The following is a 22,152-nucleotide window of genomic DNA, read 5'->3' as shown; positions in this document are numbered from 1 at the left end:
GGCCGCTCCCTAGCCGCGATCGGCGCGCAGCAGCGCGACCATCAGGTACATCAACAACGCCACTGCCAGCAGCAGTGACACCCCGTCCAGAATGCTCATGAGAAATCTCCGTTCGGCGGCGGCTGCCGCGTAGGAAAATTCTCTGGCGCAAGGGCGTAAAGGGACGAGACGGGTGTAGGGGGCAGTGCATAAAGATTTCGTAAAAACGTTCGGTTTACGCGGACCCTGTGGGAGCGGGTTCACCCGCGATTGCGGTGGTGGATTCACTGACGTAATCGCGGGTGAACCCCCTCCCACAGGGTCTGCATATCCATCAAAAGCCCTGGAGCTGACTTGCCCTTGCTTGCACCAGACACATACCAACCCAGCCTCGACTGCATAGAACGAATAGATATCGGTTATAAGCTAATTCGATACAAATATATTTGGGCATAAAAACATCCGTTATGCTGCGCCCGCCCCGTCGATCTAGAGCGTGTCAGGTAACGTATGGATGTTGGTTCGTTTGGTTTCACCATTGCAGGTCTGGTTGTAGGTTTCATCGTCGGCATGACCGGCGTCGGCGGCGGTTCGCTGATGACCCCGATCCTCCTCTGGTTCGGCATCAACCCTGCTACGGCGGTCGGCACCGACCTGCTCTACGCCGCCATCACCAAGGCCAGTGGCGTCTGGGTCCATGGCAAGCAGAAAAACATCGACTGGGCCATTACCGGCTGGCTGGCCCTGGGCAGCGTGCCTGCGGCAGCGGCGACCCTGTGGTTCCTCAGCACCTTGAACACCGACACCGCCGCGCTCAACGCCATCATCAAGCAGGGCCTGGCGGTGGTGCTGATCCTCACGGCGCTGGCGATCCTCTTCAAATCCCGGCTCCAGGCCTTTGCCAACAAGCATGCCGGCGACCGCTATCACCTGAGCGGGCGCAGCCTCAACACCCTGACCGTGATCACGGGTGTAGTGCTGGGCGTGATGGTGTCGCTGACCTCCATCGGCGCCGGCGCCCTCGGGACCGTGGCGCTGTTCCTGCTGTACCCGTTCCTGGTCACCCGGCGCCTGGTCGGCACCGAGATCGCCCACGCCGTACCGCTGACCCTGGTCGCCGGGTTGGGGCATGCGAGCATGGGCAACATGGACTGGTCGCTGCTGGGGTATCTGCTGCTGGGGTCGCTGCCGGGGATCTATCTCGGCAGCCATCTGACCGGGAAGATTTCGGACTCGGTGTTGCGGCCGTGCCTGGCGGGGATGTTGTTCTTGATTGGGTACAAGTTGGCGTTCTGATCGACACGCCAGTGGAACAAGGAAAGGCCGCCGGGCACACCCGGCGGCCTTTCTCGTTTCTACATACAGATTCAAAGCGCGACGCGGACCCTGTGGGAGCTGGCTTGCCAGCGATAGCGGTAGTGAATTCACCATCGCTATCGCTGCGGTTCGGCGGTCCGACAAGCCAGCTCCCACAGGCGTCGTCAGTCCCCGCCGCTAAGCCTTCAACAGTTCGCTGCGGTCTACCAATTGACACGAGTCGCGTAGAACTTGCTCCAGAAGGAAGGATCACGCGCAGCTTTCCTGGCGTACGAGGGATCGGGGCAGTATGCATCTCTTAAACGTAGTGACCCCAGCGCTCGCCTTTCCGCCTCTTGCAAGCTTATGACCCCGGCTTCCCAGAACTGGCTCCAATAGCTGTCTGCCTTCAGAATTGCAGAAGGTTCTTGCTTGGAAGTTGTAATGGGCATGGGCCACCTCCGGCACAACGTTTTCTAGAGATACGATTACAGGTCAAAAAAGGCCATCAATATGAGATGGCCTCGGAAGGATCATTCTTCTCCCTGCTTCCGCTCTGCCGTCTTAAGCAACGACTCCACCAACGCCTGGCAGATCTCCAGCGAATGCTGGGTCGCCCAGGCCAGACTCTGCATCGGCTTGCTCGCCGATTCGCAGACCTGGTAGTTGGTTTCATAGGCCGAGGACAGGGACATGGTCAGGTGCACGAGGACATCTTCCATGCTGGCGCCTTCGCAGACGCTGAAAAGCGGTGGATGGGTGCCATTGCAGGTGGCGAAGTGAGTGTGGGCGGTGCGGGGTGGATCGGGTACGGGTTTGATCATGTTGGCGTTCCAGAAAAGTGACGGAAACCGCCACCCAGAACGTGACCAAACGATTGGGTGACGACTGTACGCGGATTGGTCAACCGGCATCTGGAACACACTCCGGCGCACCCGAAGGTGCTCCACGCACAGCCGCCATGACAGCAGCAGCCGACGCTATCGTCCTTCAAGACGAGCGGTTCCAGAAAGGTGCAGGTGACCAAACCTGATCGCCAAGCAGCAGCGACCGGCGAAGACTAGGCAGCCATTTCCAGGAGTGCAACGTCAAACGAGGCGCGGAAGTATGATTGGGAAATTGCCTACAGAAAAGTCGGAAATCGTGGGAATTTCGTAGCGATATGCAACACCTATACAGGCCTCACGAGCACCGCTAACCCTGTGGGAGCGGGTTCACCCGCGATTACTATGGTGACTTCACTACCGCAATCGCGGGTAAACCCGCTCCCACAGGGTCCGTGTTGCCAACTACAAATACTTCAACCAAGCAATATCCCGCCGCCGCGCCTTCAACCGGGCAAACCAGCGCACCGGCAGATACAACCCCAGCGCCAGCAGCACCGCCCCGAGCCACACCGCTGCGACGGAATCGAAGCCGAAATACGGCCCCTGGTTGGTCCCGAACACGCCCACAGCCAGCACATACAGCACCTTCAACACATACAGGTGCAGCAGATAGAAGAACATCGGCGCCGCCCCGAACACCGCCAGCCAGCGCACCGCCCGGCCCTCGTTGCGCCGCTCGAAAGCCACCAGCAGCAACAGCCCGATGCCCAGGGTCAAGGCCAGGAACAGCAACGACGGCGGGTACTTGGTGATGTTGAAGAAGCTCATCAGCGTCTGCACCGTCGTCTCACCGACAGCCCAGGGTTTCTCGCCGTAGCCATTGAGCAGACGCAGCACAAGGAACAAAGCCAACGCCGAAGCGCCAGCCAGAAGCAAACGCCGGCACCGCGCCGACGCCTCGCTGCCCCGGGCAAACCACGGCCCGATTCCGTAGCCCAGGGCAATCACCCCGATCCATGGCAACAGCGGATAGGACGTACGCAACCGCAGCCCCTCCCCCGCTTCGATCCAGCCCCGATCATGCAGCACCGCCCAAGGCACATGCATCGCCGACCCGACCGGGAAATGCACGCCATCGAGCAGGTTATGCCCCGCCACCAGCACCACACCCAACCCGATCAGCAGCGCCCGCGGCAGCCAGATCAAGGCGCTGAGGGCCAGCATGCTCAGGCCGATGGCCCAGATCACCTGGAGGTAGATCACGCTCGGCGGCAACTGGAAGGTCCAGGCAAAGTTGACCAGGGTGAACTCCAGCACCACCAGGAACAACCCGCGCTTGAACAGGAAGCTGGACACCGCCGCCTTGCCCTGCTGTTTTTCGCCGTAGAGAAACGCCGAAAGACCGGTCAGCAGAATGAACACCGGCGCACACAGGTGCGCCAGGGTGCGACTGAAGAACAGCGCCGGGTCGGTCTGGCTCACGTCCATGGGATCGCTGACCTGCATGTGCAGGTAGAAGGTCTCGCGCACGTGATCCAGCAGCATGAAGAGAATGACCAGGCCGCGCAGGGCGTCGATCGAGTGGAGACGGGTTGAAGGTGTGGCAGACATGCGTAATCGATACTCGTTGACGGATGCAATGTTATTACATGATGGCACGTCGCCCTCCGGTTTCGCCAGCCGCAACGTCAGCGCAAGCTCATCCACGCCAACACCGCCAGCCAGATCACCGCGATGCCATAGTTGAGGCGCTGGTACAGGCCAAAGCCATGCCCACTCTCCATCGCTGCGGCCATCAGCCCGACAGTGACCAGCGCCAGCACGGTGCACAGCAACGAGAAGCGGGAAAAGCCCGGCGAACCGAGCAAGCGCCTGCCCAGGAAAATCCACAACGCACTGGCCAGGGTCAGCGAGAGGAACATCACCAGCCCGGCCAGGTTATGCATGCGCTGGGAGAACGAAGGCTCTGCCGGCACACAGCCCTGATCGCAGGGGAAATAGCCGGCACTCATGCTGGCCAGGCCATGCACGATAACCAGCAGCGCGGCGATCCAGGCCAGCCGCGATCCCTCGAACCGCCGAAACAACCCCATACCGCACAACACGAACAGCACCCCCAGCGGCAGGTTGTTCACCCAGGGTGAAACATCATGAGTCGGCGCATCCACCGCCCCCAACTGACTCATGGCCAGGTCGATATGGCTGTACCCCGGAAACTGGCTGGCAGTAATCAACACCCCGAAAAACAGCCAGAACGGCACCAGCAGTCCGGCCCCCAGCAATACCCGATCGATCGTCCTCATCACCCGCTTGGCTCCGTTGTTGTTGGATGGGGCATGCTAATGATCGCGCCCGTGCAATCGTTACCGAAAATTTTGCAAGGCAGCTTGCCCATGCGTCATCCTGTCGCCCCCCGCGCAAGGACTGCATCTGCCGTGACACGACGTCTCCCCGGTACCACCGCCCTGCTCGCCCTCGAAGCCGCAGCCCGCCATCAGAGCTTTGCTCGCGCCGCCCAGGAGCTTTCCCTCACCGAAGGCGCCATCAGCCGACAGATCGCCAAGCTGGAAGACCAGGTCGGCGTGCGTCTTTTCCACCGGGTGGGCAATCGCGTCGAACTGTCCGATCTTGGCGCACGCTATGCCGCCGAAATGCGCGAAGCGCTGGACATGATCGAGCGCCGGACCCGCCAGTTGCAGGCCGATGCCCGGGTCGATGCACCCTTGGAAATCGGCGTGATCCCGACCTTTGCCAGCCGCTGGCTGATTCCACGCATGGCACGCTTTCACCAATTGCACCCACAGGTCCGCATCAACCTGCGCGAGCGCACCGAGCCCTTCGCCCTGGCGGAGAGCGAACTGCACGCCGCGATCAACGTCGAGCACCCGGCATGGAGCGGGATGCAGATCGAGGCCCTGTTCCGGGCGCCGCTGCTTGCCGTCTGTCATCCGGACCTGGCGGAGCGCCCGCCGGCCGGGTTGACGCTGTTGCACAAGCACGAGGACGGCGAGCAATGGGCGGCGTACGCACGGCACAGTGGTATCGAACTGCCGCAGCCTGCAACAGGCCCGCGCTATGACCGCTTCTCCCTGCTGATCGACGCCGCCCGCGCCGGCATGGGCGTGGCGCTGGTACCGCGCCTGTATGTGGAAGAAGATCTGCGCGAAGGCCGCTTGCGTGCCCCGTGGCCGGCGGTAGCGGCGTTGGGCGAACGTTATGTGCTGGTCAGCCGGCCAGGTGAAACATCGGCGGCGCTGGAGAACTTCAGGGAGTGGTTGCTCGGGGAAACAGGCAAAGGCCAGCAGCCCGGATGAATCAGGTCCGCGCCGCTGGTAAAGCAGGAGGCCAGCGCCCCCAGCGCCTACAGTTGCCCGTACAACTCGTAGAAACCACTCGGCAGTTCCACGACGAATGACCGGCCCGCAGATTCCAGCCTGGCAGCGGAACTTCGCCAGGGCCGGACCCCGAGTTGTTGCGCTCCTTGTCGAAACGGTCCGGAACGTATTTGTGGGGCGGGAGGTTATCCAGCGAGAAGTCGACTTCGAAGATATCCTCGTTACGCGCCGCCAGGCTGCAGCGCAACCCCGGCTCGTTCTTCAACGCCGAAATGCGCGAAGCCAGTCTATGGCCGGCACACGTTTCCCATACCTGACAGAAATATCAGGTACCCCGCCTACTAAGCTGTGAGCTGAGGGTTGCCTTCACCTCGCCATCGCTGGTGACGGATGGGCATAGCTGTTCGGATACGCCGGGGTTGAGCGCCGAGGCGATCGTGGCGCATCACAACGGGACGTTGACGGGGGCGTTTTGTCGGGTGGTGACGGCGCGGGAGTGGGTATTCTGATTTTGTGCCGTTGCTGACGGCCTCATCGCCGGCAACGCCGGCTCCCACAAGGTTCGGCGGTGTGCTCGCAGCCTGTGGGAGCTGGCTTGCCAGCGATAGGGCCATCAGCAGCAATGAAGATCCTGAATTACAAACCCTGCTCCAGCGCCAGCAGATCAGCCAGCGGCTGCGCCCGGCGAATCAGCTTCACCTCGGCGCCATCCAGCAGCACCTCGGCCAGCAGCGGCCGGCTGTTGTAGTTGGACGACATCGACGCGCCATAGGCCCCGGTGTCATGCATCACCAGCAGATCACCCACCTGCGGCTGCGGCAGCAGGCGCGGGACCAGGCCCTGGTCGTCCTGGGTGAAGACATCGCCGGACTCGCACAACGGCCCACCCACCACGCATTCCACTTCGGCACGGCCCGCGGCGTCCAGCACGCTCATATGGTGGTACGCGCCATACATGGCCGGACGCATCAGGTCGTTGAAACCGGCATCCACCAACACGAACTGGCGGCTGCCCGCCCGCTTCACCGCCCGCACCTCGGTCACCAGGCGACCCGACTCGGCCACCAGGAAACGCCCCGGTTCGATCTCCATGCGCACCGGATGAGCAAGGAACGCCTCAATCTCTTCCCGCGCCTGCTGCCAGGTGCTGGCGTAGCGCTGCACATCCACCGCCACATCGCCGTCGCGGTACGGCGTGGACAGGCCACCACCGATGGAGAACGCCTCGATATCGTGGTCCAGCGACTTGATGGTGGCGACCATCGCCCCGCCGACCTGGGCCAGGTGGCCATAGTCCACGCCAGAACCGATGTGCATGTGGATACCGACCAGGTGCAGGCCGCATTGGCGGATCACCGCCAGGGCGTCACCCACTTCGTCATGCCAGATACCGTGCTTGCTGTTTTCCCCGCCAGTGTTGGTCTTGCGGCTGTGGCCATAGCCAAAGCCCGGGTTGATGCGCAGCCAGACGCGGTGGCCCGGCGAGCGCTCGCCCAACTGGCGGAGCATGTCGATGGAACCGCAGTTGACCTCGACCTTGAGCTCGACGACACGGGCCAGGGTTGGCTGGTCCAGCAGGTCGCAGGTCAGGACCACGCCCGCCGGGTCGCCTTCCGGGCTGTAGCCGGCCAGCAGCGCGCGCTCCAGCTCGCCGAGGGACACCGCATCGACGCGTACGCCATGCTCGCGCATCAGGCGCAGGATATGCAGGTTGGAGCAGGCCTTCTGGGCGAAGCGGACCACATCGAAGCAGTCCAGGCGCGTGATGCGCTCGCGGATCTCGGCGGCGTCGTAGGTCCAGAACGGCGTGGGGAATTGCTGCGCGGCGGCGGCCAGGGCGGATGGCGTGGTCATTGCGGGAAACATCCTGCGGATTGGAAAGATCGCCATGATGCCGAACGGCAGCCATTCAGAAAAATATCTATTCTTTGTCGGATCATTCAGTTCTGATATGACCCTTTTCTTCGAACAGACTCGCCGCCATGCCCCTTTCCGTCCGCCATATCGAAGTCTTCCGCGCCATCATGCTGGCCGGCAGTGTCACCGGAGCCGCGCGCCTGCTGTTTACCTCGCAGCCGACCGTTAGCCGAGAGCTGGCGCGGCTGGAGAACCTCAGCGGCCTGAAGTTGTTCGACCGCCAGGGCGGGCGCCTGCTGCCTACCGCCCAGGCGCTGATGCTGCTGGAGGAAGTGGAACGCTCCTATGTCGGGCTGGAGCGGATCAACAGCATCGTGGAGTCGATGCGTCGCTTCGAGCACGGGCAACTGGACCTGACCTGCCTGCCGCTGTTTTCCCAGACCCTGCTGCCCCGGGTGTGCAAGCAGTTCCAGCGCGAACATGCCGGCGTCGGGCTGTGCATCAGCGCCCAGGAGTCGCCATTGCTGGAGGAATCCCTCAGCGCCCAGCGCCATGACCTGGGGTTGACCGAGGGTGAGCAGGTGCCGCGTGGAACCCGGGGTGAATTGCTGTTCAGCGCCGATATGCTCTGCGTGCTGCCCGACGGCCATGGGTTGCTGGAGCGCCAGCGCCTGGCAGTGACGAACTTCCAGGGCGTGGCCTTTATCAACCTGGCCGGGCGGGATATCTATCGTCAGCAACTGGACGAGCAGTTCCGCCAGGCCGGGGTCGAGCGGCATACGGTGATCGAGACGACCAATGCCGCGTCGGTGTGCGCCATGGTCCGCGAGGGGCTGGGGGTGGCGATCATCAATCCGCTGAGCGCGCTGCGCGAGGCCGGACGAGGCTTGCAGGTGCGACGGCTGGAGGTGTCGATCCCGTATCGGGTGATGCTGGTGCGGCCGGAGTTCCGGGCGTCTTCGGGGTTTGTGGAGGCGTTTTGCGCGGCGTTGCGGGAAGAAGCTGGAATCGTGATGGCGCGGTTGGCGGAGGTTGGCTGAGGGCCGTGTTGGCCTCATCGCCAGCTCCCACAAGGTTCGGCAGCGCCGCGGACACTGTGGGAGCTGGCTTGCCAGCGATAGGGCCATCAGCAGCAACCGACCATCTGGTAACTAATCCATTAAGCAGCCTCACCTTGGCTAAAAACCCCAATAAAATCCAAATTAAATATAGTGCAAATACTATATATAGCAGGTATTACTTCCATAAAAACTCAAGACTGTTATATAACTCCCCCGGAGCCTCCCCTCGACAGGGAGGCAGCAACCATCAAGAGCTAACAATCAGCCGCCGGGTGCCACACATGTCGATTCCTCATTCCATCGCCAGCCGTCCTCCCTCCCTCTTCCGAACACCTATCCCCGGCGCCTAGACGCGCCAGCCGCATTTCATCCGCGAATCCGGTGACGGGCCCTGCCCGCCGCCACGACCACCTGCACGCCGAAAAAAGTGCCGGACCACAACCATAAGAAAAACCAAGGAGCACCACCCATGAGCAGCACCGATCTGTCCCATGCCCAACGCTGCGCGCGGATTCGCGCCAATCCGAAATTCCAGCGACTGGTACGCGAGCGCTCGCGCCTGTCCTGGTCCCTCAGCGCCGCCGTACTGGGCGCCTACTACCTGTTCATGGCGGTGGTGGCCTTCCAGCCGCACTGGCTGCATGCACCCTTGGCCGAGGGCCGCCAGCTGACCCTCGGCATTCCACTGGCGGTAGCGCTGATCGTGCTGTCCTGGCTGCTCACCGGCTGGTACGTGCGCAGCGCCAATACCCGCTTCGACGCCATGAGCAGCCAACTGCTGGAGGAACTGAAATGAGCCGCTACCTGCTTTGCCTCGGCGCCCTTCTGCTGGCCCCGACGCTCGCCCTCGCCGCGCCGATGGTCGCGGAAAAACAGCCGGTCAACCTGCATGCCATCGGCATGTTCTTTGTCTTCGTCCTGGGTACCCTGGCGATCACCTGGTGGGCCGCGCGGCAAACCCGGTCGACCTCGGACTTCTACACCGCAGGCGGCGGTATCAGCGGTTTCCAGAACGGCCTGGCGATTGCCGGTGACTATATGTCCGCCGCCACGCTGCTGGGCCTGTCCAGCCTGGTCTTCGCCAAGGGGTACGACGGTTTCATCTACACCGTGGCATTCTTCGTCGGCTGGCCGATCATCACCTTCCTGATGGCCGAGCGCTTGCGCAACCTCGGGCGCTTCACCTTCGCCGACATCGTCTCCTACCGCCTCGACCAGACCCGCATCCGCACCTTCGCCGCCTTCGGCTCGCTGACGGTGGTGTGCTGCTACCTGGTGGTGCAGATGGTCGGTGCGGGGCAATTGATCAAGCTGCTGTTCGGCCTCGACTACCGCACGGCGGTGATGGTGGTGGGCGTGCTGATGCTGGTCTACGTGATCTTCGGCGGGATGATCGCCACCACCTGGGTGCAGATCATCAAGGCCGTGCTGCTGCTTGTCGGCGGCACCACCCTGGCGCTGCTGGCGATGGCCGAATTCGGCTTCAGCTTCGAAACCCTGGCTGCCCGCGCGGTCCAGGCCCATGCCACGGGCTGGAACATCATGGGCCCCGGCTCGATGCTGGCTGATCCGATCAACGCCGCCTCGCTGTCCCTCGGCCTGGTGTTCGGCATCGCCGGGCTGCCGCATATCCTGATGCGCTTCTTCACCGTGCCTAACGCCAAGGAGGCGCGCAAATCGGTGTTCTACGCGACCGGTTTCATCGGTTTCTTCTTCCTGGTGGTGATGGTCCTCGGCTATGCCGCCATCGTCATCGTCGGCACCGACCCGCAGTTCTTCGTCGGTGGCGATGTGAAGGCGGCGCTGATCGGCGGCGGCAACATGGTCGCCATGCACCTGGCCAAGGCGGTGGGCGGCAACCTGTTCCTCGGTTTCCTCTCGGCAGTGGCGTTCGCCACCATCCTGGCGGTGGTCTCCGGACTGGCCCTGGCCGGGGCCTCGGCGATTTCCCATGACCTGTACGCCACAGTGCTGAAGAAAGGCCGCGCGACCGAGCAACAGGAAATGCGCGTGACCCGCTTCGCCACCGTAGGCCTTGGCCTGGTCGCGATCTGCCTGGGCCTGCTGTTCGAGAACCAGAACATCGCCTTCCTTGTCGGCCTGACCTTCGGCATCGCCGCCTCGACCAACTTCCCCGTGCTGATCATGGCCATGTACTGGAAAGGCCTGACCACCCGCGGCGCCCTGGCCGGTGGCTTTACCGGGCTGGTCAGCGCGCTGGTGCTGGTGATCCTGTCGCCGGTGGTGTGGATCGCCGTGCTGGGCAACGCCCAGGCCATCTACCCCTACGACCATCCGGCGCTGTTCTCCATGCCGCTGGCGTTCCTGGTCACCGTGGTCGTCTCGCTGCTCGACAACAGCGCTCGCGCGGCCCGTGAACGCGAGTCCTTCGACGACCAGTTCGTCCGCGCCCAGACCGGCCTCGGTGCCGCTGCCGCGTCCAGTCACTGATTCCATAACAACAACAAGAGATCCCAAGCATGTACCGCACCCTTACCCCGCTGGCCCTCGCCCTCCTCTGCTGCCAGGCCCAGGCCGCCTTTGTCGACGACAGCAAGGCCAGCCTGGAAATGCGCAACTTCTACTTCAACCGCGACTTCCGCCAGGACGGCGCCGCGCAGTCGAAGATCGACGAATGGGCCCAGGGCTTCCTGCTGCGCTACGAATCCGGCTTTACCGAGGGCACCCTGGGTTTCGGCGTCGATGCCATCGGCCTGCTCGGCCTCAAGCTCGACTCCAGCCCGGACCGCGCCGGCAGCGGCCTGCTGCAGCGTGACCGCGAAGCGCCCAGGCGTGCCCAGGACAGCTATGGCGACCTCGGCCTGACCGCCAAGGTCCGCGCGTCCAACAGCGTGCTCAAACTCGGTACGTTGATTCCCAAGTTGCCGGTACTCATGTCCAACGATTCGCGCCTGCTGCCACAGGTGTTCGAAGGTGGGCAGCTCACGGTTCAGGAAATCAGCAACCTGAGCGTCGACCTCGGCCAGTTGCGCCAGGTCAACCAGCGCGACTCCCAGGACTACGAGGACATCAGCCTCACCACCGGAGCGGCGAAGGGCATCGTTACCCGCTCCAATGCCAGCGACCGCTTCAACTTCGGCCACCTCAACTACAAGTGGACCGACAGCCTGAGCACCAGCTACAGCTACGGCGAACTCGAGCACCTGTATCGCCAGCACATGCTCGGCCTCGGCCACACCTGGGCGCTGGGCGGCGGGCAGACGTTGAAGAGCGACCTGCGCTTTGCCCGCTCGCTGGATGACGGCGCCAGCAATGTCGACAACAAGGCCCTGGGCGCGATGTTCACCTACGGCATCGGCGGCAATGCCTTCGGCCTGGGTTACCAGCGCATGAGCGGCGACACCGGCTTCGCCTACATCAATGGCGCCGACGCGTACCTGGTGAACTTCGTGCAGATCGGCGACTTCGCCAACAAGGACGAGCGTTCCTGGCAGGCGCGCTATGACTTCAATTTCGCCAGCGTCGGGATTCCCGGGCTGACCTTCATGACCCGCTACCTGAGTGGCGACGCGATCGACCTCGGTGCAGGACGACCGGACGGCAAGGAATGGGAGCGGGATATGGATATCGGCTATGTGATCCAGAGCGGACCGCTGAAGAACCTTGGGGTGAAATGGAGGAATGCGACGGTGCGTTCCAGCCACTTCGGCAATGATCTGGACGAGAACCGCTTGATCATGAGTTACACCTTGGCGCTCTGGTGATCCTCAGGGCCTCATCGCTGGCTTGCCAGCGATGAGGCCCTGAAAGTCACCCCAAGACTTAAGCCTCCCCCATCACCACCACCCGCTCCTCCAGCCACCGGGCCAGCGCATCAGGCGCCAGCGGTGGCGAGAACAGATAGCCCTGCGCAACCGGGTAACCCTGCTTCTCCAGCCAGATGCTCTGCGATTCGGTCTCGATGCCCTCCGCCACCACCGTCAGGTGCAGGCTGCGGCCGATGCCGAGGATCGCGTTGCTCAAGGCCCGGGCCGCTTCATCGGTTTCGATGTCGGCGACGAAACTGCGATCGAGCTTGAGCTCCGACACCGGCAGGCGCCGCAGGTAGCTCAGGCTGGAATACCCGGTGCCGAAGTCATCCATCGACAGGCGCACCCCTTGGGCATGTACCTCGTCGATGGTCTTCATGGTGCTCGGGTTGGTGTCCAGCAGGATGTTCTCGGTCAGTTCCAGGGTCAGGTCCGCCGGGGCCAGGTCATGGCTGCGCAAGGTATCGGCGATCATCCGTGGCAGGTCGAGGTTATGGAAACTGGTCGGCGACAGGTTTACCGCCACCGCCGGAACCGCCAGGCCCCGGGCACGCCATTCGGACAACTGCCGGCACGCCTCGCGCAGTGCCCAGCGCCCCAGGTCGGCGACCAGTCCGCACTCTTCCGCCAGTGGAATGAAACGCGCCGGGGAGATCTCGCCCAGTTGCGGATGGGTCCAGCGTGCCAAGGCTTCCACGCCGTACAGACGGCCAGTGGCCATTTCCACCTGCGGCTGGTAATGCAGGCGCAACTGGTCTTTCTGCAAGGCCTCGCGCAGGGCGTTTTCCAGGGCCAGGCGCTCCTGGGCGAGCTTGTTCAGCTCGCTGCTGAAGAAGCTGAAGCAGCCGCGACCACTGCTCTTGGCCTGGTACATGGCCATGTCGGCGCGGTGCAGCAAGGTTTCGACATCGCAGCCATCGGCGGGATACATGGCCACGCCGACGCTGGCGGAAATCGCCAGGTGGGTCTGGGCAATGGTCAGCGGTTCGCTGAGCAGCAGCTGGATGCGCTCCACCGCATCGGCGGCATGGTCGCCGTCGCATTGCGGCAGGATCACCACGAATTCATCGCCCGATAGCCGCCCGGCGATATCGGAGGCACGCAGTTCGCTGCGCATCCGCTTCGCCACCTGGCGCAGCAGTTCGTCGCCGGCCGGATGGCCGAGGGAGTCGTTGACCTGCTTGAAGCGATCGAGGTCGATGAACAGCACCGCGACCTGCTCGTTATTGCGGTCCGCGCTGGCGATCGCCTGGTCGGCCTTGGCCTGCAGCAGGCTGCGGTTGGGCAATCCGGTGAGGGCGTCGTAATAGGCCAGCTGGCGGATCCGCTGGCGCGAGTTCTCACGCTCCAGGGCCAGGGAACACAGGTGCGCACAGGCGTCCACGAGGCGCTGGTGGAACAACGCCGAAGCGACGTTGCGCGGTTCACGGAAATAGAAGGCGAAGGTGCCGATGGCCGCGCCCTGGCTGTTGCGGATCGGCGTCGACCAGCAACTGCGAAAGCCCAGCTGGCTGGCCAGGTCCTGGTAGTCGGCCCACAGCGGATCGCTGTGGATGTCATCGACCAGTACCGCTTCGTTGCGCCACGCCGACGTCCCGCAGGACCCGACCGTCGGGCCGATGCGCACGCCATTGAGCTGGCGGCTGTATTCCCCCGGAAGGCTCGGCGCAGCCAGCGAATGCAACTGCCCCTCGTCGTCGACCCGCAGGATCGAGGCGGCCAGCTCCGGGGCGATGCGTTCCACTTCCAGGCAAATCAGCTCCAGCACTTCGGTCAACGGCTGTTCCCGGGCCATGGCTTCGAGCACCCGGTGTTGCAGGGCCTCGTGCATCTTGGCCTGGGTGATATCGGTGAACAGGGTCACGGTGTGCTGCAGATGGCCGCCGGCATCGAACACCGGGTTGCTCACGACCTTGGCCCAGTAGCGTTGCCCGTGCTTGCCGACGACGATCTCTTCGCGCTGCATCGATCCGGCGGCGTACAGCTCGGCGTAGTACTCGGCGATGCTTTGCTCGTCCTTTTCCGGCACCAGCAGGGCCATGGGGCTGCGCCCTTTGATCTCCTCGGCCTGCCAGCCGAACATGCGCCCGAAGCCGGCGTTGGTGTAGGCGATGCGGCGCTGGCTGTCGCTGATCATCACCGCCGTATCGCTGGCGTCGGCCACCAGCGACAGCATGCGCAGGCGCTCTTGCTGCATGCGTTCCAAGGCCAGGCGCGGGGTGATGTCGGTGGCGATCTTGAGGATCTGGGTCAGTTCGCCCTGGCCGTCGAACACCGGGGTGTAGGTCGCTTCGAGCCAGCAACTGCGGCCGTCGCTGCGGATCCGCTCGACAATCCCGGAACTGCCGCCGCCATCGCGCAGGCGCGGCCAGAAATCGGCATAGTCGGCGCTCTGCACCTGCTTGGCCGAGCAGAACGTGCGGTGATGGCGACCGGTGACCTGTTCCAGCGTGTAGCCCATCAGCATCAGGAAGTTTTCGTTGGCCCGCAGCAAGGTGCCGTCCGGGGTGAATTCGGCGATTGCCATCACCCGGTCCAGGGCGGCCAGTTGAGCCAGCGACAATTCGATGGAACGGTTGTCCTGAGGCGTCATCTTCTACTCAATGGATTCCGGCGCCGGGCGACCGGGTGGTAGGGGAAGCCGGTGCCAGGTGATAGCCGGGGATCAACGGGTCTCGCCTCCATGGCACACGTATTGATAGCTCCATGATATTACTGCCGCCAGTCGCGGGTCCATCACCGTGACCGACAGCCCATCGCCTTACCCGCGTTGTGGCTATCGAGGGAAAGTCGCTTTACCCTTGGCGCACCCATTCCAGGTGATCAGAAGCAAGGGGGCTTCGGTGCCGTTCAAGACGTTCTTCCGCTGGGACCTGCGCAGCCTCATTCTGCTGCTGACGCTGCTCACGGCGCTGGTCACCCTGCTCAACAGCTTTCATGCCAGCTATCGCGTGCAGTACCAGCTGCTGATCGATAACGCCCTGGAGGCCAACCTGGCCTACGCGTCGAAGCTGGCCTCCAGTACCGAAACCTACCTGCAAGCCTCACAGCAGCAACTGGCCTACGCGGCCAATCTGCTGGCCCGGGATTTCGACGATATCGCCTTTCTCGATGCCGAAGCGGCGCGCCTGCGGCTGCAGACCAACACGTTCAACTCGGTGATCGTCACCAATGCCCAGGGCGTGGTGCTGTCCACCTCCCCCGACACCCTGCAGATCGTCGGGCGCAAGCTGCAGTCCGAAGGCGCGGCCGCCGCGCTGCGCGAGCGCAAGCCGCTGATCTCCAGCCCCTACATCTCCTCGACCAATAACCTGATCATCTTCGTTTCCCACCCGGTGTTCGATCGCGGCGGCAACTACCTGGGCCTGGTGGGCGGAAGCATCTACCTCAAGCACAAGAGCATCCTCAACGAACTGCTTGGCGAGCATTACTACAAGAACGGTTCCTACCTCTATGTGGTCGATGCCAACCGGCGCCTGCTGTACCACCCGGACGCCGACCGGGTCGGCACCATCGTCGGCGCCAACAGCCTGATCGACAGCCTCGCCTATCGCCAGAGCGGGACCCAGCGGGTGATCAACAGCAAAGGCCAGGACATGCTGGCCGGCTTCGCCACGGTGCCCTCGGCGCACTGGGGCATCGTCGCGCAGCGCTCCACCGAGGCGACCCTGGAGGGCCTCAACGACCTGCTGTTGAGCATGTTCGCCAAGACCGTGCCGCTGGCCATCGTCAGTTTCATCCTGATCTGGTGGTTCTCGCGGATCATCGCCCAGCCGCTCAAGCAACTGGCCGCCGGCGCGCATCGCCTCAGCGAGCCGGAAACCAGTACGCATATCCAGGGCGTGCGCTCCTGGTATTTCGAGTCCTCGGAGCTCAAGCGCGCCTTGCTGATCGGGCTGAACCTGCTGCACGAGCGCCTGGGCAAACTCAACCACGATATCCAGACCGACCCGCTGACCGGCCTGCGCAACCGCCGCGGCCTGGACCTGGCGGTAACCTTGTGGCAGGCGGAAAAACGCCCGTTCGCCGTGGTGGCGATCGATATCGATCACTTCAAGCAGGTCAACGACCGCTTCGGGCATGCCGTGGGCGACGAAGTGCTACAGGCACTGGCCGAGCTGATGCGCGGCTGCTCGCGGGACAACGACGTGGTGTGCCGCTCGGGAGGCGAGGAATTCTTCATGCTGCTGCCGGGGGCCACGCCGGAAGCCGCGGCGCGGGTGGCCGAGCGGTTGCGCAGCGTGGTGGAGGAAACGACGTTCGAAACCATCGGGCACATGACCGTATCCATGGGCGTGGCGGTCTGGCCACTGCACTCGGAGAACGCGGCCAGGGTGTTCGAAGTGGCGGATGAGCAGTTGTATCGGGCCAAGCAGGAGGGCCGGAACCGGATTTGTGTGGCGTTGGAAGATGGGGTCAAATCTTCGGCTTGATGGTGTTGCTGATGGCCTCATCGCTGGCAAGCCAGCTCCCACAGGGTCACTGTGGGAGCTGGCTTGCCAGCGATGAGGCCCTTGAGACCACCAGAAAACCTCAGGCAGCCACATCCTTCCCGACCACCACCGCCTCGACCTTGGGCTTCCCAGGCTTCAACCGCGAAACCCCGAACAACACCAGGCCCATCCCCACAATCTGGTACAGCGAAATCTCCTCGCTCAACACCGCCCACGAGGCGAACACCGTCAGCACCGGGCCGAGATTGCCTATGGCCGCAGTCTGCGTCGCGCCCATGCGCTGGATTGCCAGGGATACCCAGTAGATCGGCAATACCGTGGAGAACACCGCCATCAGCAAGGCGTTGATCCACACCGCTGCGGGCAGTTGCCCGAGCAGGGAGAAGTCTGCGGTCAGCGCATAATGCCCCAGCACCATCAACGAGGATGCCGTCCCTGCCAGCCCGGCCAGGCGCATCGAACTCATGCTTTTGAGCATCATCCCGGTGCCGGAGTAGTACAGGGCGTAGGTCACGGCACTGGCGAACACCCACAGCGAACCGATGACCACCTGGTTGCCGCCCCCCGACATACTGACGTCATGCACAAAGGCGATGCCCAGCCCGAAGTAGCACAGCCCCATCGCCGCCAGTACCCGCAACGTCGGTTTCTCGCGAAGGGCCACGGCCTGGAAGATCAGCACCAGGGTCGGGTAGAGGAAGAGAATCAGCCGTTCCAGCCCGGCGCTGATGTATTGCAAACCGTAGAAATCGAACAGGCTCGCCAGGTAATAACCGAACAACCCCAGCAACATCACCCGCCCCACGCTACCCCAGGTCAGTGGCGCATTGACGTGGTGGCGGCTGGACCACACCAGCCAGAGGAACAGCGGCAGGGAAAGGGCCATGCGCAAGGCCAGCAGCGTGATCGCGTCCACCGTGCCGGCGGCGTAGGCGAGCTTGACGAAGATCGCCTTGAGGCTGAAGCCCAGTGCAGCCATCACTGCGAACAGGCTGCCGTTGTCGATGTAACGCTGAATCCGGGGAAGTGGGGTCATCAGGTAACTCTGCACCAATGATATTGCCCTTCGGTTGGACAAACCCGAGGATGATTTCAAATCGATATTGAAAACTGGCATTTCTGTCAGGTTTGCGCTGACGGCGGAAAAACTAGCATGAAGGCTCAGGCTCGTTGAGCGAGGACTGCTGCCATGGCTTATGTTGTGACCGAAGAATGTATATACAGCCAATCCTGTGTACCGGAATGCCCTGTGAGCTGCATTTTCTTGGCAGAAGACAGGGCTGTCATCGATCCGGTCGCCTGCCTCGATTGCGGGGAGTGTGTTGGCCACTGCCCAGTCGACGCCATCGTCCAAGGTAGTTCTGCGTCGGCAGCGGACTTGAAATTCAACAAGGCAGAGAGTGCAAAGCTAAAACCGAAATAGGCAATCGATACCTGAGCCTCAAGTTTGCCTCATCGCCACTAATGCGTCATCCGCCACAACCTGGTTGCGCCCGTTCTGCTTGGCCGCATACAGGCGCCGGTCCGCCCGGGCGACCAGTTCCTCCAGCGAATGGCAGTCATCCTGCAACAGCTCGGCGACACCAATCGAAATGGTCAAGCGCACTTCCGGCGAAGGCGCTGTACTGAGCATGGTCTGCGGATTGGGCAGGCACACCGACTGCGCCACCGCCGCGCGCAAGGTTTCGGCCATGACACTGGCCTGTTCGATGGCGATGCCGGGCATCAGCACGCAGAATTCCTCGCCACCGTAGCGGGCCATCAGGTCCTGCGGGCGTACCAGCGCCGAGCAGAGGGTCGCCAGGTGTTTGAGCACTTCGTCGCCGGTGGAATGGCCCCAGTTGTCGTTGATCAGCTTGAACCTGTCGATGTCGAGCATCAGCAGGACCATCGGCTGCTGGCGTTTGAGGCGTCGGGCCAGGCCGTCGAAGTCGGTCTGCAGGCGGCGGCGGTTGGCCAGGCGGGTCAGCGGATCGACCAGACCGAGGTCGCGCAGGCGCTCGTTGACGGCGAGCTGGCCGAGAAGCAGGCGATCGACGATCAGCAGGGTGATCACCAGCAGCACGCCAAGCGATAGCCAGAGGCAGACGAATAGCGTGCTGAACTGGGAAATCACCGCCCAGCGCAAACCGGCCGATGGGATATGCGCCAACAACAGCGCCCGGGTGCCCTCCAGTTCGCGGTACAACACCGGCCCCCGGCCATAATCGACCATCCCGGCACCGCGCAGGTCGGTGTCTGCATCGGCAGCCTCGCCAAACAGAGCGGTGAGGTCCTGCCGGACATCGAAATTGCGCTCGCTGGAGGCGATCAGCGTACCGGAATCATCCAGCAAGACATGGTGTTCGCCCTCGGGCGTGGTGCGATGCAGATATTCCTGCACCCGCTGCTGCGGCGCATCGAGTATCACCGCGCCGCGCGGCAGGCCGTTTACCAGCAAAGGCGTACCGAGCAGCAGCCGCGGCCCCTTGTCGATGAAATGCCCGGGAGCCGTGCTGAAACGAACGTCGAACTCACCGGAGGGCGTCTGCGGCGTCCTGTACAACGACGAGGCGGCGAACTGGCGCAGCAGCGGCTCCACCAGGCGATCATCGAGCGGCGGATAGGCCACCAGTACGCCGGAGCTGGCCACGTAGACCAGATGATCCAGCTGGTTTCCGCCCTGGTACAGCACCGCCAGCATGCGGCTCATCTGCCTCGCCAGACGCAGATCCTCGGCTAATTGCCCAGGGCTGCGGGTCAACCCTGCGATGGCCTGCAGGCGCGCGTCGCCAAGGATTCGCACAGGCGCATCCCCAGGCAGCATATCGATGCCAACCACGGCGTTGGTCGTCAGGTCCGGCAGCGGTTGCGACGGCGAGTCCCGGGCAGCAAGCAAGGTACGCTCGGCCGTTGAACGCAGGAACTGCATCTGCTTGCGGTCGGTGGCCAGCGCGGTCTCCATCATGATTGCCTGCAGATGCAGGTTGTATCGGCGATGATCCAGTTCCCGGGCCTCGACCAACCAGTATTGCCGACAGGCGAGGACGAAGGTGATCAGGAACAGCGCCGCGAAGCACAGCAGCACCGTACGCCGCGGATTGCCCCGGGCACGGGCCTGGAGAAGATGGAAGATGGCGATGAAACCGGACTTTCTCCGCTCCATGAGGGCTCCGGGTGGGGACTGGGAGCGGTGAGTATAGGTGGGCCGCGGGCTATGCCCTGGACGTTCGACGGTACTTTTGCGCCGGGCTGCGGGGAGAGTCGGGATTCAGCATCTCGATCACACCGGCCGCCAAGGCTGGCTTGAGATAGCTATTGCTGAATGCCTGGCGATGAGTCAGCCCCAGGCGTTGCATCAGTTCACTGGCCTTCAATGCCTCCCCGGGCCGGAGAATTTCCACCAGGCGTTCTACTTGTTCGCTTACTTGTGCGGTTACTTGTGCGGTTACTTGTGCGGTTACTTGTGCGGTTACTTGTGCGGTGGTATCGCTCTCAAGCAACGCTTCGCGCAGCGCGCCCAGCATGAACTCAACGAAAGGCGTCGCCTCGGCAACCTTATCCGACAGGGCCAGAGCCTCGTAGTAAGCATCCTGTTGTTCACGAATCACGCTTTCCACTGGCAGATAGGCGAGGACCGCTCGCCACTGGCTGAGGATCAATGTCTGCCATAGTCGCCCCATACGTCCGTTGCCATCCGCGAAAGGGTGAATGAACTCGAACTCGTAATGGAACACGCAACTGGCTATCAACGGATGCAGCTCACTGCGCTCCAGCCAATCCAGCAGATCGTCCATCAACTGCGCTACACGGCTGGCCGGTGGTGCCATATGCAGCAAACGGTCACCTCGATAGATACCGACACCGCCCTTTCGGTAGTGACCGGCATCATCGATCAGTCCGTGCATCAATAACGCATGGGCCGCCAACAGATCATCGCGACGGGCCGGATGCCAGCCAGGCATGGCCTCGTAGGCCGAAAAGGCGTTGCGCACTTCCTGGATTTCCCGTGGCAGGCCAAGCACGCGCTTGCCTTCCAGCACCGCAGTCACCTGCTCGACGCTCAAGGTGTTGTTCTCGATCGCGAGAGATGCCTGGATGGTGCGGATGCGATTACCCCGGCGCAGTTGCGGGGTCAGGGCGTCCTCATGCACGGCGCACAACCGCCCTACGCGCTCGGCTATCTCGGCGGTCAGGGCCAGCATGCGCGAGGTCAGGGTCAAAGGGGGCTGGTAACGGCTCAACGGCCTGGCACTCCGGCGACGGCCACAGGGCCGATTGAAGAATCATCTCGAGGGCTCAAGGTTAACGCCGGCCCGAGGGAAATCAACCCGGCATTCTCCTGGCCAGCGCTCCGACAAGCCAACCCCCGCCCATACTGGTAAACTGGCGCCCTTTTCTCGATCACCGCCCTTTGCGCCCACCAGCCGAAGTAACCCTGACGAGCCCCCATACCACGTAGTCGAAAAATGCTCCCAGAACCCACCGCCACACCGCACACCGAGCCCGCTGTCCTGTCCCGCCGCTTCAGCGTGGCGCCGATGATGGACTGGACCGATCGCCGCTGCCGGTTCTTCCTGCGCCTGCTCTCGCGCCATGCGCTGCTCTACACCGAGATGGTCACCACCGGTGCGCTGCTTCATGGCGATAGCGCGCGCTTCCTCGGGCATGACGCCGCGGAGTACCCGCTGGCCCTGCAATTGGGTGGCAGCGTGCCGGCGGACCTGGCGGCCTGTGCGAAGCTGGCCGAGGTGGCCGGCTACAACGAGGTGAACCTGAACGTCGGCTGCCCCAGCGATCGGGTGCAGAACAACATGATCGGCGCCTGCCTGATGGGCCATCCGGCGCTGGTGGCCGACTGCGTGAAGGCGATGATCGATACCGTGCAGATTCCGGTGACGGTCAAGCACCGCATCGGCATCAATGGCCGTGACAGCTATGCCGAGCTGTGCGATTTCGTTGGCCAGGTGCGCGATGCCGGTTGCCGCAGCTTTACCGTGCATGCGCGGATCGCCATCCTCGAAGGCCTGTCGCCCAAGGAAAACCGCGAGATCCCGCCCCTGCGCTACGACATCGCAGCGCAGTTGAAGCACGACTTTCCGGACCTGGAAATCATCCTCAACGGCGGCATCAAGACGCTCGAGGAATGCCACGAGCATCTGAAGACCTTCGACGGCGTGATGCTGGGCCGCGAGGCGTATCACAACCCCTACCTGCTGGCCCAGGTGGACCAGCAACTGTTCGGCAGCAGCGCCCCCGTCATCACCCGCGCCGAAGCGCTGGAGCAGCTCAAGCCGTACATCGCCGCGCATCTGGCGGCCGGCGGAGCGATGCACCACGTCACCCGCCATGTGCTCGGCCTGGCCCAGGGTTTCAAGGGCGCCCGGCGCTTCCGCCAGTTGCTTTCGGTGGATGTGCACAAGACCGACGATCCACTTGGATTGCTTGATCAAGCCGCAGAATTGCTAAAAGGCCACTAGGAACCCACGGGCGCGTCCGCACTCGAAGACTTACCCTCCCGAAACCCCGCCGGCCCGGCCCTTGAGCCGCTGGCGGCGCTCGGGTAATGTCGTCGCACCGCACAGGACAGAGCA

19 protein-coding genes and 1 pseudogene are annotated in these 22,152 nt (G+C 63.2%); 10 read left to right on the top strand and 10 right to left on the bottom strand.

Features of this window, described 5'->3' with window-relative positions; genetic code table 11:
* Positions 1-9 precede the first annotated feature (9 nt).
* Positions 10-99, bottom strand: a complete 90-nt coding sequence (gene kdpF, locus ACKLLE_RS23900) for a K(+)-transporting ATPase subunit F (RefSeq protein WP_420059256.1) — start codon at positions 97-99, stop codon at positions 10-12.
* A 390-nt stretch (positions 100-489) separates the two neighbouring features.
* Here kdpF and ACKLLE_RS23895 point away from each other — a divergent pair, with 390 nt between their 5' ends.
* Positions 490-1,275, top strand: coding sequence for a sulfite exporter TauE/SafE family protein (locus ACKLLE_RS23895; protein ID WP_420059255.1), 786 nt, complete (start codon positions 490-492; stop codon positions 1,273-1,275).
* 270 nt (positions 1,276-1,545) lie between these two features.
* On the opposite strand, the gene ACKLLE_RS23890 is transcribed toward ACKLLE_RS23895, so the two are convergent.
* From ACKLLE_RS23890 to ACKLLE_RS23875, 4 genes are all read right to left on the bottom strand, one after another.
* Complete coding sequence (locus tag ACKLLE_RS23890) at positions 1,546-1,734, bottom strand: hypothetical protein (RefSeq protein ID WP_420059254.1); 189 nt, start codon at positions 1,732-1,734, stop codon at positions 1,546-1,548.
* A 74-nt stretch (positions 1,735-1,808) separates the two neighbouring features.
* Positions 1,809-2,099 (bottom strand): hypothetical protein, encoded by a 291-nt coding sequence (locus tag ACKLLE_RS23885; RefSeq protein WP_420059253.1) that lies wholly within the window; start codon positions 2,097-2,099, stop codon positions 1,809-1,811.
* Between the two features lie 465 nt (positions 2,100-2,564).
* Complete coding sequence (locus ACKLLE_RS23880; protein WP_420059252.1) at positions 2,565-3,713, bottom strand: acetyltransferase domain-containing protein; 1,149 nt, start codon at positions 3,711-3,713, stop codon at positions 2,565-2,567.
* A 77-nt stretch (positions 3,714-3,790) separates the two neighbouring features.
* The gene (locus ACKLLE_RS23875; RefSeq protein ID WP_420059251.1) at positions 3,791-4,405 is read right to left on the bottom strand and encodes a DUF998 domain-containing protein; all 615 of its coding nucleotides are present in this window, start codon (positions 4,403-4,405) and stop codon (positions 3,791-3,793) included.
* A 132-nt stretch (positions 4,406-4,537) separates the two neighbouring features.
* Here ACKLLE_RS23875 and ACKLLE_RS23870 point away from each other — a divergent pair, with 132 nt between their 5' ends.
* The gene (locus ACKLLE_RS23870) at positions 4,538-5,416 is read left to right on the top strand and encodes a LysR substrate-binding domain-containing protein (RefSeq protein WP_420059250.1); all 879 of its coding nucleotides are present in this window, start codon (positions 4,538-4,540) and stop codon (positions 5,414-5,416) included.
* A gap of 401 nt (positions 5,417-5,817) precedes the next feature.
* A pseudogene (locus tag ACKLLE_RS23865) lies at positions 5,818-5,946 on the top strand (cysteine hydrolase); the annotation flags it as partial.
* Positions 5,947-6,073: 127 nt separating this feature from the next.
* Here the strand turns inward: ACKLLE_RS23865 and lysA are convergent.
* Positions 6,074-7,291 carry a diaminopimelate decarboxylase gene (gene lysA, locus ACKLLE_RS23860; protein ID WP_420059249.1) on the bottom strand — a complete coding sequence of 406 codons (1,218 nt, stop codon included), beginning with the start codon at positions 7,289-7,291 and terminating at the stop codon, positions 6,074-6,076.
* A gap of 128 nt (positions 7,292-7,419) precedes the next feature.
* Here lysA and ACKLLE_RS23855 point away from each other — a divergent pair, with 128 nt between their 5' ends.
* The 4 genes from ACKLLE_RS23855 to ACKLLE_RS23840 all read left to right on the top strand — a co-directional run bounded on the left by ACKLLE_RS23855 (position 7,420) and on the right by ACKLLE_RS23840 (position 12,080).
* Positions 7,420-8,334, top strand: a complete 915-nt coding sequence (locus ACKLLE_RS23855) for a LysR family transcriptional regulator (RefSeq protein WP_420059248.1) — start codon at positions 7,420-7,422, stop codon at positions 8,332-8,334.
* A 490-nt stretch (positions 8,335-8,824) separates the two neighbouring features.
* Positions 8,825-9,151: a DUF485 domain-containing protein gene (locus ACKLLE_RS23850; protein ID WP_420059247.1), complete on the top strand. Its 327-nt coding sequence runs from the start codon at positions 8,825-8,827 to the stop codon at positions 9,149-9,151.
* Positions 9,148-10,806 carry a cation acetate symporter gene (locus ACKLLE_RS23845; RefSeq protein ID WP_420059246.1) on the top strand — a complete coding sequence of 553 codons (1,659 nt, stop codon included), beginning with the start codon at positions 9,148-9,150 and terminating at the stop codon, positions 10,804-10,806. Before ACKLLE_RS23850 ends, ACKLLE_RS23845 begins: the two co-directional genes overlap by 4 nt.
* A gap of 29 nt (positions 10,807-10,835) precedes the next feature.
* Entirely contained in the window at positions 10,836-12,080 is a 1,245-nt protein-coding gene (locus ACKLLE_RS23840) for an OprD family porin (RefSeq protein WP_420059245.1), read from the top strand.
* A 58-nt stretch (positions 12,081-12,138) separates the two neighbouring features.
* Here the strand turns inward: ACKLLE_RS23840 and ACKLLE_RS23835 are convergent, their stop codons facing one another.
* The gene (locus ACKLLE_RS23835) at positions 12,139-14,718 is read right to left on the bottom strand and encodes a sensor domain-containing protein (RefSeq protein WP_420059244.1); all 2,580 of its coding nucleotides are present in this window, start codon (positions 14,716-14,718) and stop codon (positions 12,139-12,141) included.
* A gap of 250 nt (positions 14,719-14,968) precedes the next feature.
* Here ACKLLE_RS23835 and ACKLLE_RS23830 point away from each other — a divergent pair, with 250 nt between their 5' ends.
* Positions 14,969-16,558 (top strand): sensor domain-containing diguanylate cyclase, encoded by a 1,590-nt coding sequence (locus ACKLLE_RS23830; RefSeq protein ID WP_420059243.1) that lies wholly within the window; start codon positions 14,969-14,971, stop codon positions 16,556-16,558.
* Between the two features lie 100 nt (positions 16,559-16,658).
* Here the strand turns inward: ACKLLE_RS23830 and ACKLLE_RS23825 are convergent, their stop codons facing one another.
* Positions 16,659-17,615: a DMT family transporter gene (locus tag ACKLLE_RS23825; protein ID WP_420059242.1), complete on the bottom strand. Its 957-nt coding sequence runs from the start codon at positions 17,613-17,615 to the stop codon at positions 16,659-16,661.
* Between the two features lie 153 nt (positions 17,616-17,768).
* Here ACKLLE_RS23825 and ACKLLE_RS23820 point away from each other — a divergent pair, with 153 nt between their 5' ends.
* Positions 17,769-18,002, top strand: a complete 234-nt coding sequence (locus tag ACKLLE_RS23820; protein WP_420059241.1) for a DUF362 domain-containing protein — start codon at positions 17,769-17,771, stop codon at positions 18,000-18,002.
* Positions 18,003-18,020: 18 nt separating this feature from the next.
* Here the strand turns inward: ACKLLE_RS23820 and ACKLLE_RS23815 are convergent, their stop codons facing one another.
* Both ACKLLE_RS23815 and ACKLLE_RS23810 read right to left on the bottom strand, forming a co-directional pair.
* A complete protein-coding gene (locus ACKLLE_RS23815; protein WP_420059240.1) occupies positions 18,021-19,724 on the bottom strand; it encodes a diguanylate cyclase in 1,704 nt (567 codons plus the stop codon).
* A gap of 49 nt (positions 19,725-19,773) precedes the next feature.
* Positions 19,774-20,802: a Fic family protein gene (locus ACKLLE_RS23810; RefSeq protein ID WP_420059239.1), complete on the bottom strand. Its 1,029-nt coding sequence runs from the start codon at positions 20,800-20,802 to the stop codon at positions 19,774-19,776.
* 225 nt (positions 20,803-21,027) lie between these two features.
* Here ACKLLE_RS23810 and dusA point away from each other — a divergent pair, with 225 nt between their 5' ends.
* Positions 21,028-22,038, top strand: a complete 1,011-nt coding sequence (dusA, locus tag ACKLLE_RS23805; RefSeq protein WP_420059238.1) for a tRNA dihydrouridine(20/20a) synthase DusA — start codon at positions 21,028-21,030, stop codon at positions 22,036-22,038.
* Positions 22,039-22,152 lie beyond the last annotated feature (114 nt).

This window comes from Pseudomonas bharatica, assembly GCF_048586865.1.
GTDB classification, from domain to species: domain Bacteria; phylum Pseudomonadota; class Gammaproteobacteria; order Pseudomonadales; family Pseudomonadaceae; genus Aquipseudomonas; species Aquipseudomonas bharatica.
This window is presented reverse-complemented; position numbering and strand designations above follow the sequence as displayed.